At 49.3% G+C, this 16,500-nt stretch carries 13 protein-coding genes and 6 pseudogenes; 12 read left to right on the top strand and 7 right to left on the bottom strand.

From position 1 onward, the window contains the following. Positions 1–162: 162 nt before the first annotated feature. From nifJ to AC0XWG_RS17855, 4 genes and pseudogenes are all read left to right on the top strand, one after another. Positions 163–3,687: a pyruvate:ferredoxin (flavodoxin) oxidoreductase gene (nifJ, locus tag AC0XWG_RS17870; RefSeq protein ID WP_475680865.1), complete on the top strand. Its 3,525-nt coding sequence runs from the start codon at positions 163–165 to the stop codon at positions 3,685–3,687. A 389-nt stretch (positions 3,688–4,076) separates the two neighbouring features. Next, positions 4,077–4,265, top strand: a pseudogene (locus AC0XWG_RS17865) (porin); the annotation flags it as partial. Positions 4,266–4,295: 30 nt separating this feature from the next. After that, positions 4,296–5,264: an IS5 family transposase gene (locus AC0XWG_RS17860; RefSeq protein ID WP_000654811.1), complete on the top strand. Its 969-nt coding sequence runs from the start codon at positions 4,296–4,298 to the stop codon at positions 5,262–5,264. Between the two features lie 57 nt (positions 5,265–5,321). Beyond that, a pseudogene (locus AC0XWG_RS17855) lies at positions 5,322–6,251 on the top strand (porin); the annotation flags it as partial. Positions 6,252–6,541: 290 nt separating this feature from the next. Here the strand turns inward: AC0XWG_RS17855 and AC0XWG_RS17850 are convergent. Both AC0XWG_RS17850 and AC0XWG_RS17845 read right to left on the bottom strand, forming a co-directional pair. Continuing rightward, positions 6,542–6,949, bottom strand: coding sequence for a GFA family protein (locus AC0XWG_RS17850; protein WP_028018849.1), 408 nt, complete (start codon positions 6,947–6,949; stop codon positions 6,542–6,544). 3 nt (positions 6,950–6,952) lie between these two features. Further along, on the bottom strand, positions 6,953–7,150 hold the full coding sequence (locus tag AC0XWG_RS17845; protein ID WP_475680864.1) for a hypothetical protein: 198 nt from the start codon (positions 7,148–7,150) through the stop codon (positions 6,953–6,955). Between the two features lie 319 nt (positions 7,151–7,469). Here AC0XWG_RS17845 and AC0XWG_RS17840 point away from each other — a divergent pair. From AC0XWG_RS17840 to AC0XWG_RS17820, 5 genes and pseudogenes are all read left to right on the top strand, one after another. Then, positions 7,470–7,712, top strand: a pseudogene (locus AC0XWG_RS17840) (transposase); the annotation flags it as partial. Between the two features lie 230 nt (positions 7,713–7,942). Beyond that, complete coding sequence (locus AC0XWG_RS17835) at positions 7,943–9,283, top strand: IS110 family RNA-guided transposase (RefSeq protein ID WP_008786676.1); 1,341 nt, start codon at positions 7,943–7,945, stop codon at positions 9,281–9,283. Positions 9,284–9,296: 13 nt separating this feature from the next. Further along, positions 9,297–9,374 (top strand): annotated as a pseudogene (locus AC0XWG_RS17830) (hypothetical protein); the annotation flags it as partial. Further along, positions 9,371–10,522 (top strand): IS30-like element IS30 family transposase, encoded by a 1,152-nt coding sequence (locus AC0XWG_RS17825; protein WP_001254932.1) that lies wholly within the window; start codon positions 9,371–9,373, stop codon positions 10,520–10,522. The pseudogene AC0XWG_RS17830 and the gene AC0XWG_RS17825, both read left to right, overlap by 4 nt. Before the next feature lie 12 nt (positions 10,523–10,534). Continuing rightward, positions 10,535–11,428 (top strand): annotated as a pseudogene (locus AC0XWG_RS17820) (IS3 family transposase); the annotation flags it as partial. Positions 11,429–11,443: 15 nt separating this feature from the next. Here AC0XWG_RS17820 and AC0XWG_RS17815 read toward each other — a convergent pair. The 5 genes from AC0XWG_RS17815 to AC0XWG_RS17795 all read right to left on the bottom strand — a co-directional run bounded on the left by AC0XWG_RS17815 (position 11,444) and on the right by AC0XWG_RS17795 (position 14,613). Further along, on the bottom strand, positions 11,444–12,316 hold the full coding sequence (locus tag AC0XWG_RS17815) for a methyltransferase (protein ID WP_475680863.1): 873 nt from the start codon (positions 12,314–12,316) through the stop codon (positions 11,444–11,446). A gap of 267 nt (positions 12,317–12,583) precedes the next feature. Next, positions 12,584–13,033, bottom strand: a complete 450-nt coding sequence (locus tag AC0XWG_RS17810) for a hypothetical protein (protein WP_028018847.1) — start codon at positions 13,031–13,033, stop codon at positions 12,584–12,586. Between the two features lie 125 nt (positions 13,034–13,158). Beyond that, a complete protein-coding gene (locus AC0XWG_RS17805) occupies positions 13,159–13,707 on the bottom strand; it encodes a GNAT family N-acetyltransferase (protein WP_475681118.1) in 549 nt (182 codons plus the stop codon). Positions 13,708–13,717: 10 nt separating this feature from the next. Then, complete coding sequence (locus AC0XWG_RS17800) at positions 13,718–14,173, bottom strand: VOC family protein (RefSeq protein WP_028018845.1); 456 nt, start codon at positions 14,171–14,173, stop codon at positions 13,718–13,720. Positions 14,174–14,268: 95 nt separating this feature from the next. Then, positions 14,269–14,613 carry a DUF1294 domain-containing protein gene (locus AC0XWG_RS17795; RefSeq protein WP_128347604.1) on the bottom strand — a complete coding sequence of 115 codons (345 nt, stop codon included), beginning with the start codon at positions 14,611–14,613 and terminating at the stop codon, positions 14,269–14,271. A 262-nt stretch (positions 14,614–14,875) separates the two neighbouring features. Here AC0XWG_RS17795 and AC0XWG_RS17790 point away from each other — a divergent pair, with 262 nt between their 5' ends. From AC0XWG_RS17790 to ttcA, 3 genes and pseudogenes are all read left to right on the top strand, one after another. Further along, complete coding sequence (locus AC0XWG_RS17790; RefSeq protein WP_128347603.1) at positions 14,876–15,160, top strand: hypothetical protein; 285 nt, start codon at positions 14,876–14,878, stop codon at positions 15,158–15,160. A 34-nt stretch (positions 15,161–15,194) separates the two neighbouring features. Next, positions 15,195–15,493 (top strand): annotated as a pseudogene (locus tag AC0XWG_RS17785) (tyrosine-type recombinase/integrase); the annotation flags it as partial. A gap of 38 nt (positions 15,494–15,531) precedes the next feature. Beyond that, positions 15,532–16,467 (top strand): tRNA 2-thiocytidine(32) synthetase TtcA, encoded by a 936-nt coding sequence (ttcA, locus tag AC0XWG_RS17780; RefSeq protein WP_128347602.1) that lies wholly within the window; start codon positions 15,532–15,534, stop codon positions 16,465–16,467. The last annotated feature ends 33 nt before the right edge of the window (positions 16,468–16,500 follow it).

Below are 16,500 nucleotides of genomic sequence, written 5' to 3'. Positions count from 1 at the left end.
TTTTTTGGCAAAACTTTGATCTACTCATTGATGCCGAGAATACCGAGGACACAAAAGCGAAAATCGTCGAATCCCCTGTTTGCTAGACTAAAGAGATAATATTCAGGGGTAGTCGCCTAATGACTGCCCCTCTAATTTTGCGCAATGTAAGGGTGTCGTCCTATGCAAACTATTGACGGTAATGGTGCAGTTGCCTCAGTCGCGTTTCGCACCAGCGAAGTTATCGCCATCTATCCGATTACGCCAAGTTCTACCATGGCTGAGCAGGCAGATGCCTGGGCGGGAAATGGCTTAAAAAACGTCTGGGGAGATGTCCCAAGAGTGGTTGAAATGCAGTCTGAAGCCGGTGCGATTGCCACGGTACATGGTGCGCTTCAGACAGGCGCGCTCTCCACGTCGTTTACCTCTTCTCAGGGATTGTTATTGATGATCCCGACGCTGTACAAGCTCGCCGGTCAGCTCACCCCCTTTGTTCTGCATGTTGCGGCACGAACCATCGCCACCCACGCCCTTTCCATCTTCGGTGACCACTCCGACGTGATGGCCGTGCGCCAGACGGGCTGCGCGATGCTTTGTGCCAGCAGCGTACAGGAAGCACAAGACTTTGCCTTAATTTCGCATATCGCCACGCTGAAAAGTCGCGTTCCATTTATTCACTTCTTTGATGGTTTCCGCACCTCTCACGAAATCAACAAAATTGTCCCGCTGGCTGACGACACTATTCTGAATCTTCTGCCGCAGGCGGAAATCGACGCGCACCGCGCCCGCGCCCTTAACCCGGAGCATCCGGTGATCCGTGGGACTTCAGCGAATCCGGATACCTATTTCCAGTCCCGTGAAGCCACGAACCCATGGTACAACGCGGTTTACGACCATGTTGAACAAGCGATGGCTGACTTTGCCGCCGCAACCGGACGAGAATACAAACCGTTCGAGTACTACGGCCACCCGCAGGCAGAACGGGTGATTGTGCTGATGGGATCCGCCATTGGAACCTGTGAAGAGGTGGTTGACGAGCTACTGACGCGCGGCGAAAAAGTTGGCGTGCTTAAGGTGCGTCTCTATCGTCCGTTCTCAGCTAAACATCTGCTTTCTGCCCTACCTGAAAGCGCGCGTGCTGTGGCGGTACTTGACCGTACCAAAGAGCCCGGCGCACACGCGGAACCCCTGTATCTGGATGTCATGACCGCCCTGGCTGAAGCATTTAATAACGGCGAACGTGAAACGCTACCGCGCGTGATCGGCGGCCGCTATGGTTTGTCCTCCAAGGAGTTTGGACCGGACTGCGTGCTGGCGATATTTAACGAGTTAAATGAAGCGAAACCGAAGCCTCGCTTTACGGTCGGCATTTATGATGATGTGACTAACCTTTCCCTGGCTTTGCCAGAAAATACGTTACCATCGAATGCCAAACTTGAGGCGCTGTTCTATGGTCTGGGCAGCGACGGCAGCGTCTCGGCGACCAAAAACAACATCAAAATCATCGGCAATTCTACCCCGTGGTATGCCCAGGGATACTTCGTCTATGACTCCAAAAAAGCCGGTGGTCTGACCGTTTCCCACCTGCGCGTGAGCGAACACCCCATCCGCTCGGCTTATCTTATTTCGCAGGCTGATTTTGTTGGCTGCCACCAGCTGCAGTTTATTGATAAATACCAGATGGCCGAGCGCCTGAAACCCGGCGGTATTTTCCTGCTGAATACGCCATATAGTGCAGATGAAGTCTGGGCGCGTCTGCCGCAGGAGGTACAGGCGGTCCTCAACCAGAAGAAAGCCCGTTTTTATGTGGTTAACGCTGCGAAAATTGCCCGCGAATGTGGTCTGGCCGCGCGTATTAATACCGTTATGCAAATGGCCTTTTTCCATCTGACCAACATCCTGCCTGGCGACAGCGCACTCATGGAACTGCAGGGCGCAATTGCCAAAAGCTACAGCAGCAAGGGGCAGGAACTGGTCGAACGCAACTGGCAGGCGCTGGCACTCGCTCGCGAATCTCTGTTTGAAGTAGCGCTGCAACCTGTGAATGCTGCAAGTCCAAATCGTCCTCCGGTGGTATCTGATGCGGCGCCTGATTTCGTTAAGACCGTGACGGCGGCAATGCTGGCCGGGCTGGGCGATGCCCTTCCCGTCTCTGCCCTGCCGCCAGATGGGACCTGGCCAATGGGGACCACGCGGTGGGAAAAACGCAACATCGCCGAAGAGATACCCATCTGGAAAGAAGATCTGTGTACCCAGTGCAATCACTGTGTAGCGGCATGCCCACATTCGGCCATTCGCGCCAAAGTGGTTTCCCCGGAAGCAATGGCGGATGCCCCGGCCAGCCTGCATTCTCTGGATGTGAAATCGCGTGATATGCGCGGACAGAAATACGTTCTGCAGGTCGCACCGGAAGATTGCACCGGTTGTAATCTGTGCGTTGAGGTGTGCCCGGCGAAAGACAGACAGGACCCGAATATCAAAGCCATCAATATGATGTCGCGTCTGGAGCACGTTGAAGAAGAAAAAGTAAACTATGACTTCTTCCTGAACTTACCGGAAATCGATCGCAGCAAGCTGGAACGTATTGATATTCGAACGTCGCAGCTCATCACGCCGTTATTCGAGTACTCCGGTGCCTGCTCTGGCTGCGGTGAAACGCCTTATATTAAGCTGCTGACTCAGCTCTACGGCGACCGGATGTTGATTGCCAATGCCACCGGCTGTTCATCTATCTACGGCGGTAACCTGCCCTCCACGCCGTACACCACTGACGCGAATGGTCGAGGCCCGGCATGGGCAAACTCATTGTTCGAAGATAATGCCGAATTTGGTCTCGGCTTCCGTCTGACCGTCGACCAGCATCGCGCTCGAGTGATGCGTTTGCTGGAACAGTTTGCCGGGCAGATCCCTGCTGAGCTCAATGAGGCACTACGCGCAGAAGCCACATCAGAAGTTCGTCGAGAGCAAGTTGCTGAGCTGCGGCATGCCCTTCAGGGGGTAGCGGGTGCTGAACAACTTCTGACTGACGCTGACGCCCTGGTTGAAAAATCGATCTGGCTGATTGGTGGTGACGGCTGGGCTTACGATATTGGTTTTGGCGGGCTGGATCACGTGTTGAGCCTGACCGAAAACGTCAATATTCTGGTCCTGGATACGCAGTGTTATTCCAATACCGGCGGTCAGGCATCAAAGGCTACGCCGTTGGGCGCCGTCACAAAATTTGGTGAACACGGAAAACGTAAGGCGCGCAAAGATCTCGGTGTGAGCATGATGATGTACGGTCACGTTTACGTCGCGCAAATCTCGCTGGGTGCGCAACTTAACCAGACGGTGAAAGCTATTCAGGAGGCGGAAGCGTATCCAGGCCCGTCGTTGATCATTGCCTACAGCCCATGCGAAGAGCATGGCTACGACCTGGCACTCAGCCACGATCAGATGCGTCAGCTGACAGCTACCGGATTCTGGCCACTTTACCGGTTCGATCCGCGCCGTGCGGACGAGGGCAAGTTACCGCTGGCGCTGGATTCGCGTCCACCGTCAGATGCCCTGGCCGAAACGTTAATGCAGGAGCAACGCTTCCGCCGCCTCAATGCGCAACAGCCTGAGGTCGCTGAGCAGCTATGGAAAGATGCCGCCGCTGACCTGCAAAAACGGTATGATTTCCTGGCGCATATGGCCGGTAAAGCCGAAAAATCAACCAGCGATTAATCCCCCCGCCCGGCTTGTCCGGGCATTTTTTTGCCATAAAAAAAGCCCGATGTAATCACATCGGGCCAATCCAGTTAATTAATAAATATCTATTTAGAAAACTAAATAGCATTCATTTAAATTATGGATAAATAATCTTAAAGGCATATAACAGCACAGAGACTAGCTTACTTAACCCCTTATTAATAATTTTTATTTTATATAATTCATCACGAATCATTCATGAAACCAATGATCATTTCCGTCGTTTTATTCAGTTTAGATTTTACTTAGTTCGTAACAATTATACTTTATTACTCTTACACTGGAGTGATTTAGCATGGGACAACTTTCTCATTCGGAAAGTTCAACAGGTAATTAAATAAAAACAACTGCAAAGGAATATCACAATGCAAAGAAAAGTACTGGCTCTGATGATTCCGGCTCTGTTAATGGCTGGTGCTGCGCATGCAGCAGAGATTTATAATAAAGACGGCAACAAATTAGATCTGTACGGAAAAGTAGATGGTCTGCACTATTTCTCCGACGATAAAGGTGCTGATGGCGATCAGACCTACATGCGTTTGGGTTTCAAAGGGCTTTGTTGAATAAATCGAACTTTTGCTGAGTTGAAGGATCAGATCACGCATCCTCCCGACAACACAGACCATTCCGTGGCAAAGCAAAAGTTCAGAATCACCAACTGGTCCACCTACAACAAAGCTCTCATCAACCGTGGCTCCCTCACTTTCTGGCTGGATGATGAGGCGATTCAGGCCTGGTATGAGTCGGCAACGCCTTCATCACGAGGAAGGCCCCAGCGCTATTCTGATCTCGCCATCACCACCGTTCTGGTGATTAAACGCGTATTCCGGCTGACCCTGCGGGCTGCGCAGGGTTTTATTGATTCCATTTTTGCCCTGATGAACGTTCCGTTGCGCTGCCCGGATTACACCAGTGTCAGTAAGCGGGCAAAGTCGGTTAATGTCAGTTTCAAAACGTCCACCCGGGGTGAAATCGCACACCTGGTGATTGATTCCACCGGGCTGAAGGTCTTTGGTGAAGGCGAATGGAAAGTCAGAAAGCACGGCAAAGAGCGCCGTCGTATCTGGCGAAAGTTGCATCTTGCTGTTGACAGCAACACACATGAAGTTGTCTGTGCAGACCTGTCGCTGAATAACGTCACGGACTCAGAAGCCTTCCCGGGCCTTATCCGGCAGACTCACAGAAAAATCAGGGCAGCCGCGGCAGACGGGGCTTACGATACCCGGCTCTGTCACGATGAACTGCGCCGCAAAAAAATCAGCGCGCTTATTCCTCCCCGAAAAGGAGCAGGTTACTGGCCCGGTGAGTACGCAGACCGCAACCGTGCCGTTGCTAATCAGCGGCTGAGCGGAAGCAATGCACGGTGGAAATGGACAACGGAATATAACCGTCGCTCGATAGCGGAAACGGCAATGTACAGAATGAAGCAGTTGTTGGGAGATTCACTGACGCTGCGTGACTACGATGGTCAGGTAGCGGAAGCTATGGCCATGGTGCGTGCGTTGAACAGGATGACAAAGGCTGGGATGCCAGAAAGCGTGCGTATTGCCTGAAAATCCAGCCAGCTACAGGGTCGTTCGCACGAAATCTTATTTATTCAACAAAGCCGTTTCAAAGGTGAAACCCAAATCAACAACATGATGACCGGTTACGCGCAGTGGGAATACAACATTCAGGCGAACAACACTGAAGGCTCAGATAACCAGTCCTGGACACGTCTGGCCTTCGCGGGTGTAAAAGTCGGTGACTACGGTTCCTTCGACTATGGCCGTAACTATGGTGTTCTGTATGACATTGAAGGCTGGACAGATATGCTGCCAGAGTTCGGTGGCGACTCCTACACCAAAGCTGACAACTTTATGACCGGTCGTGCGAACGGTGTAGCAACCTACCGTAACACCGACTTCTATGGTCTGGTACCGGGCCTGAACTTTGCTCTGCAGTATCAGGGTAAGAATGAAGACGCCAGCAACAACCAGGAAGGTACCAACAATGGCCGTGACACACGCCATGAAAACGGTGACGGCTTCGGTATCTCTACCACCTATGACTTTGGGATGGGGATCAGCGCAGGTGCGGCCTATACCTCTTCTGACCGTACCAACGAGCAGGTCATGAATACCACGGCTGGTGGTGACAAAGCCGATGCCTGGACTGCTGGTCTGAAATATGACGCCAATAATATCTACCTGGCGGCAATGTATTCTGAAATCCGTAACATGACGCCTTATGGTGATAATACCGACGCCGTGGCGAACAAAACTCAGAACTTCGAAATCACCGCGCAATACCAGTTCGACTTCGGTCTGCGTCCAACCCTGTCCTACCTGCAGTCTAAAGGTAAAGACCTGGGCAACGGCCAGGGCGATCAGGATCTGGTTAAATATGCTGAAGTAGGTGCGACCTATTATTTCAACAAAAACATGTCCACCTATGTTGATTATAAAATCAACCTGCTGGACGAAGATGAAAGTTTCTACAAGAACAACGGCATCGGTACCGATGATGTTGTTGCGTTAGGCCTGGTGTACCAGTTCTAATTGTCCGGGCCCGTAAAATTATGCGGGCCCATTTTTTTTGAACCACGTCACAAAATGGAGAGTTTCTGACGAACTGGTTGAGAGTAAGTTGAAAGAAAGCTGGTTACACTTACGGTTTAGCCCTTTCATCACTAAGGACAACAGCGTTGTTAAGTCGTGTATCCGTTGCAGTACTTACTCTTTTAGCGCTTCTGTGGATGGCGCTAATTTTTGATTTTGGTGATATCGTTGGTCACCTCAGCACTCTTCTGAACCACCTGGATGGCGGTTAGCCTTAATCCTGAAAACACTCATTTTTTGCGGAAAGAGAGATAGCCAAAAACCCCACTATCCCCGTCCATAGGATGGTTAACCCCGTCCATCACCGTAACCTCCGGGAAGTCGAACGGCGATACGTTTTCAAAACAGGCAACATTCACACCGTATTCGTTCGGGTTGGAACGCCGCTGATGGAACGTATAAATCCCGCATATTGAGCAGAAGAAATGCCGGGCCGTACCCGTGTTAAATCGGTACTCCGTGAGCTTATCCTCCCCTTTGGTTACGGTAATCCCCGATAACGGCGCGGATACCGCCACAGCCCCCCGCATTCGGCAAAAAGAACAGCTGCAGCGCCGCGCAGTATTAAAGCCATCAGACAGTGCGACGGTAAATACCACCGCGCCACAATGGCACTGCGCATGACGAAGTTCACCCATCGGTTACACCCCTTTCCTCACAAGCGCAGCAGCCTTAACGAAAACCTCATCTTCAACGCCGTCTCCCTTCTGCCTGCCTAGCCTGACCAGCTCATTGACGATGCTATCGCGATCGATCGGTTTCTGCGCTGAAACCAGCCCAATGACGGCGGCACCGATCGCCAGCGCAACTAAACCTGTTTGTTCATCTTTGTTTTGCATATTCGAGCTCCCTTTTACAACAGAAAAGCGTAGCAGGAATATGTTAAAACGGAATGGTGTTCAACTGCTCTGTTAATACCATGAAAGCGGTTCAAACAGGTACGACTTCCAGTATCGACAGGTACGAGCGGGTGTTTATTATTGTATTTAACTTAAGATTCGCCTGTTCAAACAAGTTTTGATATTCAGATTTTGTCCTTGCCCGCCCTCCGTCAAAGCTTGTTAAAAGAAGCAGGTCAATCTCATACCGTCCCTGTGAATCGCCACGGGTTTAACAGACACCTCAGAGTCATTTAAGATGGCTTAAAGAGAGGTGCCCATGAGCGGTAAGCGTTATCCCGAAGAGTTTAAAATTGAAGCAGTCAAACAGGTTGTTGATCGTGGTTATTCTGTTTCCAGCGTGGCAACACGTCTCGATATCACCACCCACAGCCTTTACGCCTGGATAAAGAAGTACGGTCCGGATTCCTCCACTCATAAAGAACAGTCAGATGCTCAGACCGAGATCCGCCGTCTCCAGAAAGAGCTGAAGCGGGTTACTGACGAACGGGACATATTAAAAAACTGTCCATGGGTGAAACCCCGTCCTGAGTCTCAGAAACTCCCCGGAAAAGTTGGCAGGCTAATTTAGCGAAGGAAGCAGCCGTCGGCCTTTTGGTGGTATGACCCCGTAAAAAAACATGGTTCAGGGACTGTGGCGGATCCGGCAGTGGTGACTTTGATCCCGTTCAGGAAGGTGATTTCTCCGTCGTCCCCTCCTTCGTTCATCGAAAAATGAGCAAGGAGATTTCCATGAAAAAATCCTCCCGAATGTCTGTTATCCATCCTCATGCTGCGGGCGTTGATATTGGCGCTGAATTCCACGTAGTCGCCGTTCCACCGGATGCTGACGCCGAGCCGGTCAGAACTTTTCAAAGTTTCACTGGCGACCTTCATCGGATGTCCGACTGGCTCAAAACCTGTCACATTACGACCATTGCCATGGAGTCCACTGGCGTTTACTGGTTGCCTGCTTTTGAGATCCTTGAGGCTGCGGGTTTCAATGTGATCCTTGTTAATGCCAGAGACGCAAAAAATGTTCCCGGTCGCAAGACTGATGTCAATGACGCACAGTGGCTGCAGAAGCTGCATTCATTTGGCCTTCTTCGGGCCAGTTTCAGACCTGAACACGACATTTCCGTACTCAGGTCTTATTTGAGACAACGGGAACGCCTGACTGAATACCGGGCTGCTCATATCCAACATATGCAGAAGGCGTTGATGCAGATGAATGTTCAATTGCATCATGCCGTATCGGATATTACTGGCGTTACCGGTCTTTCAATCGTCAGAGCTATTGTCAGTGGTGAGCGCGATCCTTCAGTATTGATCCAGTATCGTGATGTCAGATGTAAAAAGACGCCAGAGGTTCTTCAACAGGCACTGACAGGGAACTGGCAGCCTGAACATCTTTTTGCACTTGAACAGTCGGTGGCATTTTTCGATTTTTACCAGGAAAAAATCCGTGAGTGTGATGATCAAATCGAAACTTCATTATTGCAGCTCAGCACCGGAACTGAAGAGCCTGAAGGAGTATTGCCCTCCGCCAGACATCGTACAAAACAGCCCAATCAGCTTTCCTTTGATGTCAGGCCATTACTCTGGAAAATTACCGGAGCAGACCTGACACAGATACATGGGTTCGGACCTTATCTGGCACTAAAATTCGTTGCCGAATGCGGTACTGACATGAATCGCTGGCCGGATGCGAGCCATTTTACCTCGTGGCTGTGTTTGTCCCCGGGGAATAAGATCTCCGGTGGAAAAGTACTGTCCTCGAAAACACGGCGTTCATCCAGTCGAATTGCTGCTGCACTAAGACTGGCAGCCACAACAATTGGCCGGAGCGATACAGCGCTGGGTGCTTTTTATCGTCGATTATCATCCCGTATCGGGAAAGCAAAAGCAGTCACTGCAACGGCAAGAAAACTGGCAATACTGTTCTACAATGCCCTTAAATACGGTCAGAAATATGTCGATCCTGGCGCGGATTATTATGAAGAGCGCTACCGTAATCGCGTACTCGACGGGCTTAAACGAAGGGCAAAATCACTGGGTTACTCTCTCCAGCAAGATCCCGAGTTATGCGTGTGAACCGGGAGTTTCTCAGGAAAGCCGCTGTAGATTCAATTGGTCAACGCAACAGTTATGTGAAAACATGGGGTTGCGGAGGTTTTTTGAATGAGACGAACATTTACAGCAGAGGAAAAAGCCTCTGTTTTTGAACTATGGAAGAACGGAACAGGCTTCAGTGAAATAGCGAATATCCTGGGTTCAAAACCCGGAACGATCTTCACTATGTTAAGGGATACTGGCGGCATAAAACCCCATGAGCGTAAGCGGGCTGTAGCTCACCTGACACTGTCTGAGCGCGAGGAGATACGAGCTGGTTTGTCAGCCAAAATGAGCATTCGTGCGATAGCTACTGCGCTGAATCGCAGTCCTTCGACGATCTCACGTGAAGTTCAGCGTAATCGGGGCAGACGCTATTACAAAGCTGTTGATGCTAATAACCGAGCCAACAGAATGGCGAAAAGGCCAAAACCGTGCTTACTGGATCAAAATTTACCATTGCGAAAGCTTGTTCTGGAAAAGCTGGAGATGAAATGGTCTCCAGAGCAAATATCAGGATGGTTAAGGCGAACAAAACCACGTCAAAAAACGCTGCGAATATCACCTGAGACAATTTATAAAACGCTGTACTTTCGTAGCCGTGAAGCGCTACACCACCTGAATATACAGCATCTGCGACGGTCGCATAGCCTTCGCCATGGCAGGCGTCATACCCGCAAAGGCGAAAGAGGTACGATTAACATAGTGAACGGAACACCAATTCACGAACGTTCCCGAAATATCGATAACAGACGCTCTCTGGGGCATTGGGAGGGCGATTTAGTCTCAGGTACAAAAAACTCCCATATAGCCACACTTGTAGACCGAAAATCACGTTATACGATCATCCTTAGACTCAGGGGCAAAGATTCTGTCTCAGTAAATCAGGCTCTTACCGACAAATTCCTGAGTTTACCGTCAGAACTCAGAAAATCACTGACATGGGACAGAGGAATGGAACTGGCCAGACATCTAGAATTTACTGTCAGCACCGGCGTTAAAGTTTACTTCTGCGATCCTCAGAGTCCTTGGCAGCGGGGAACAAATGAGAACACAAATGGGCTAATTCGGCAGTACTTTCCTAAAAAGACATGTCTTGCCCAATATACTCAACATGAACTAGATCTGGTTGCTGCTCAGCTAAACAACAGACCGAGAAAGACACTGAAGTTCAAAACACCGAAAGAGATAATTGAAAGGGGTGTTGCATTGACAGATTGAATCTACAGCGGCGTACTTCGCAAAACTGTCCGACTGAGGTACGCCTTTATCCGTGACAACGCCCGTTGCTGGCCTGTTCGCCTGCTCTGTCGGGTGCTGGATGTTCATCCCAGTGGCTTTTACGCATGGCTTCAGCAGCCGCATTCACAACGCCATCGGGCAGACCTGAGACTGACAGGACAGATTAAACAGTTCTGGCTGGAATCGGGATGCGTCTATGGTTATCGCAAGATCCATCTGGATCTGCGGGACAGCGGGCAACAGTGCGGAGTCAACAGAGTCTGGCGACTGATGAAACGTGTCGGGATAAAGGCTCAGGTCGGATACCAGAGCCCGCGGGCACGTAAAGGCGAGGCCAGTATCGTGTCGCCCAACAGGCTCCAGCGACAGTTCAATCCGGATGCTCCGGATGAGCGTTGGGTAACCGACATAACCTATATCAGGACCCACGAAGGCTGGCTGTATCTTGCTGTGGTTGTTGATCTGTTCTCACGCAAAATTATCGGCTGGTCCATGCAATCCCGGATGACAAAGGACATTGTCCTGAACGCACTGCTGATGGCTGTATGGCGGCGTAATCCCCAAAAACAGGTGCTGGTTCATTCGGATCAGGGCAGTCAGTACACAAGCCATGAGTGGCAGTCGTTCCTGAAATCACACGGCCTGGAGGGCAGCATGAGCCGTCGCGGTAACTGCCATGATAATGCGGTCGCAGAAAGCTTTTTCCAGTTGTTGAAACGCGAACGGATAAAGAAAAAGATCTACGGAACGCGGGAAGAAGCCCGCAGTGATATTTTTGATTACATCGAAATGTTTTATAACAGTAAGCGTCGGCATGGTTCTAGCGATCAGATGTCACCGACAGAATATGAAAACCAGTATTATCAACGGCTCGGAAGTGTCTAGATTATCCGTGGCGATTCACTGCTCATTATTTTCGTCTTTGATAAGGGGTTCAAAAACCAATAATCGTGAACGTTCTTTCATTGCCTTTCTGCAGCACTGCAGTATCTGAACGGCTTTCGCGTCTGGCCAATCCATCAAGATGTATTTAAGGAGATAAATATCCGCATCAGGACAGGTCTCAAAAAAGCTACCCTCTACCGTCCTCCACCGGCGATCGTCATTCAGCAAATGCAGTCGGTTCCGCGCAAGCACATCCTTTTGGTCAAAAAGGATCCCGGTAAGGCCTGGATTTCGACGTAAAACAGCCAGTAATAAATTCCCCAGTCCCCCGGCGATATCTGCAACGACGGCGTGATGAGGGAACGCATAGCAATCCACAATGACTTCATTTTCCACGGATGACATAGATGCCATACCGGCATGAAAAATATTGCTGCCCGTAACCGTGTCATCATGCTGCCAGTATTCGTAAAAAGGCTTACCAAACAATTCATTGAAAACAGGTTTGCCTTGTAATATTTCATCCATTCTGGACGCTGGCTGCCAGAAAGTGGGATCGGTCAGCATAAGTACCGCTGCACGCAAGGAAAATTCATACTCAGAACAAAGGAATTTTGCTGAATGGCTAAGACTGTATTCGTCTTCAGTTAATTCGTTGAACACCCCACGGGAGGATAATAATCGCATGATTCTATGCAGATAGTCGCGATCGACATTAAGCTCCAGGGCCAGTTGCTTAATTGATTTTTTTCCTTCGATCAGATGGTCCGCGACGCCTAACACCGCAACTGCCCTAAGTGCTGCCTGCCAGACAAAACCCATACTTTGCTCTAATAAACACATCCCTTCTTTACGGCTGAGTGAATCCAGACTATTAAGCTGTGTCATTTTCTGCTCCTTACCCAGTACAGACGTGTTGAACAACTAAAAAGCTGTTAGCAAGCGTAAGACTGAAAGTGAGCTTTATCCATCATGAAAAGAATATTTAGCAAAGTTAACTCATACAATTTCGTATCGCTTTAAGTACAGAATTTTCAATACGTAAAAAAACAAGTCCACTTATCATTTTTTGGAATAATAAAACAATGAAATTATTATAGAGGAAATAATTGTTGGCGATTGCTAAAACCCCGTAAAAAGACGGGGTTTCAGTATTTAGAATCTGGGTGTCAGTCCGTATTTTGGTGTTTTAATATTTGCCGCCCATACCTTTATGTCGTTTTGAAGCAGTACGGTGAAATCAGACTTAAGATGCGTCACCATGCCATTAACACTATCAGCATCAATCACAGAAAAATGTTCAATTTTGCTCAGGCCCACCTGAACACAGTGATATTGTGCAGGCAGTGCTTTGCCATTGACGTTAAGCTCTTTCCTGTCTCCACCACATTGTCCTTCAGAAATATAGGACACCAGCAGATTGGCAGACCGCCGCTCCGGTTGGGATATACTCACCATGACAGGAAAACCCTCTGAAGTTTGTGTCATGTCATAAAGAACGGCATTTTTTATATACCATGTATTATATTCCCGCTCCTGAAACGCGGACCAGGCAGGTGCAGCAATGAATGCCAGCATCGCCAGTGTAATAGATTGAATTTTCATGGGATGTTGTCTTATGTGTTGTTGCACTTATTATTCAGATTGTGCAAAAAACAGCAAGCCATAGAGAATAAACCTACTACTATTAGCGGTGCCGGTGTCTGTATTGAGAAACTTTTGACGATCTTTTAATGCCGCAGGTGTTCCTCTTTCAGCAAGGCATAACAATATTCATCACCCCATTCTCCCTTAAAAAAGATGTTCTGCCGATAATGGGCTTCCCGTCGAAAATGGAGTTTTTGCAAAAGGTTTGCAGCGCGAATATTGCGTGTATCCACAACGGCGATAAGCCGGTGCTTGTTATAGTGCGTAAATAGCAGAGTGATTATGGCATTGATAGCTTCCCGGGCATAACCCTGATTCTGATATTTCACATCAAAGGTCATACCCAGTTCAGCCTGCCTGCCTTCGTCAAAAAAATGAACACCAATATCCCCATTCACAGCCCCGTCCATTTGCCGTTCAACGATAATCTGGTACCACGTGTCATCGCAGTTAAACGCAAGGGTGTTCTGCTGAGCATATAATTTCTCCGCATCCTGCATCGTAAAACGATCCCAGCTCTGAAAACGGGCCACCTCAGGCTGGTTGCGGTAGCACGAAATTTCCGGCAAATCGGCGGATGCCAGTGGACGCAGTAACAAACGCGAGGTTTGTAATGGCAATCTGTATTCCATTATTTCTCTCTTATATCCCGTTATCTTTACTTTCTGGATGAGCCGTTCGGATTGCTTCAAGCCCAACGCGCTGACCGAAAGACAGTTCTAACGTGTTACCGTCAGGGTCGGCAAAAAATACATAGTAACCGACGGGATCCCCCAACTCTTCCGGCGCTTTTCTTAACACACCTTCAGCGCTTGCCATCTCCGTTTTCCTGTCGAGTTCTTCACGGGTGGCGCAGGCAATGCCCAGATGACCAAAGTTACCCAGCGGCGTATCGGTTACGTTATCCGCCTGTACCAGCACCAGGGCGAAAGGACGGGTATGGTCGCTTAGCCACGCCACTTTACGGGCATCAGGAATATCGGGTTCACGGGAGTGAATAATCTCCATACCCGCGTAACGACGATAGAAAGCAATGCTCTTTTCAAGATCCCTGACCATGAACGCGACATGTGTAAAACCGACATCAATATCTTTCATTTTAAGATGTTACTCCTTTATCAACCTGTGGCAGGCATCTTAAAAGCTCAAGTTAACTTGATGTCAACAGGCATTTCACCCGCCCCTGTCGACGCTCATGAAGAGATAAAAGGAGAGAAATGGTAAGCCGCCGCCATCACGGTGATGCTGACGATAACGCTGATAAAAAAGTACGTTTTGAATGGCTGCTTTTGGGTTTTATGGCGAAAGAGTTGTTGCCCCAAAATGGCCCCAGGCCAGCCCCCTGTCACACCAAATACCAGCAACGTCGCTTCCGGAACCCTGCGCATACCTTTACGCGCCGCCATTTTATCTGCGCCATACATAACCATCGTCAGTACATTGATCAGCAGCAACCACATCACCACTGGATACGAGGTAAGAATGCTGCCGACCGCAGCGAGGATCAGGAGTAAATAACAAAAACGATTGAGAGTCATAGTACAAGCCAGTGGATGTTAAGCGATTTTGAAGAATCATTATACGCGATATCACGCATGTATCAGGCTCAGGCTATTTATCTTTTGTCATCCGGAGTTGCATTGACCAGCCAATAACTTTGCGCGAGAACAGGTCAACACAGCCAGCCTTTGTGGGTTCGGGTGTAAAGTTCAGAATACCATTTAGAACAACGTAAACCATGAGCTAGCTAAACACGTTGCTTATGTGTAAAAAGGGGGATTCATTCAGCAGGTGATCATCGTGAAATACATTCGGCTAATTTTAAAGCTCATAACAGCATCACTTTATGTGTTCCTGGTTGTTTTTGGCTCTGGATTTGTAGGTTCCAGTACAACCAATGCAATTAACCTTGAAACACTTAACCTAAATTATTCATCAATTGCAAAGGACTCGGCAGTATACGCAATCTGCGCAACTGGTGCGGCATTGGTTGTTCCACCTGCCCTATATTTCATCCAGCATTATGTCTGGCCAGTGTTGAAGTTTATCGGCTTGAAGATTCGCTACTTCTTCCATGGATACTAAAAGTCTCGCCACTGGCGAAGCGATCTGCTAGAGCCTGCGATTTGTTTTCATGCCCAGGATGCGGAAGGGCAAACAGAAAGCCTACTACTCTTTATCAAGTATCGGCGCCAGATTTAACGCTGCTGTAAAACGTGCTGGCATTCGCCGTCGGAATCCGTACCATACGCGGCATACTTTTGCCTGCTGGCTTTTATCTGTCAGCGCTAACCGTCTTTCATAGCCAGCCAGATGGGGCATGAAAACGCGCAAATGGTTTATGAAGTCTACGGTGCGTGGATTGAAGAAATGAATGGCGAACAGGTGCTGATGCTTAACGATAAGCTCGCACGCTGAAAAATTTTTGCCCCTATTGGCTCCGAAGGTAGTAATACATGCAAGAAAATCAAGCAAATACAAAGAAAGAGCAATACAACCTGAACAAACTGCAAAAGCGACTGCGCCGTAACGTGGGCGAGGCCATTGCAGACTTCAACATGATTGAAGACGGTGACCGTATTATGGTTTGCCTGTCAGGGGGTAAAGACAGCTACACCATGCTGGAGATCCTGCGTAATCTTCAGCAAAGCGCGCCGGTGAAGTTTTCCCTGGTGGCGGTCAACCTTGACCAGAAACAGCCGGGCTTCCCGGAGCACATTCTGCCGGAATATCTGGAGAAGCTGGGCGTTGAGTACAAAATCGTTGAAGAAAACACCTACGGTATTGTGAAAGAGAAGATCCCGGAAGGGAAAACCACCTGCTCTCTCTGCTCCCGTCTGCGCCGCGGCATTCTGTATCGCACCGCAACGGAACTGGGCGCAACCAAAATTGCGCTGGGCCATCACCGCGACGATATCCTGCAGACACTGTTCCTGAACATGTTTTACGGCGGCAAGATGAAAGGCATGCCACCAAAACTGATGAGCGATGACGGCAAGCACATTGTCATCCGCCCTCTTGCCTACTGCCGCGAGAAGGATATTGAGCGTTTCTCTCAGGCCAAAGAATTCCCGATTATTCCATGTAACCTCTGTGGCTCTCAACCGAACCTGCAGCGCCAGGTGATTGGCGACATGCTGCGTGACTGGGACAAACGTTATCCGGGTCGCATCGAAACCATGTTCAGCGCGATGCAGAACGTTGTGCCGTCCCACCTCGCGGATGTTGAGCTGTTCGACTTCAAAGGTATCAACCACGAATCAGACGTGGTGAATGGCGGCGATCTGGCGTTTGATCGGGAAGAGATCCCTATGCAGCCTGCTGGCTGGCAGCCAGAAGAAGATGACAATCAGTTAGAAGAACTGCGTCTGAACGTACTCGAAGTGAAATAAAATGATAGCGTCTCAGAAAGAGATTCTGAGACG

Source organism: Enterobacter sp. DVT3837, from assembly GCF_056238685.1.
Note: the sequence above shows the minus strand (reverse complement) of the source record. Positions and strands in the feature narration are given on the sequence as shown.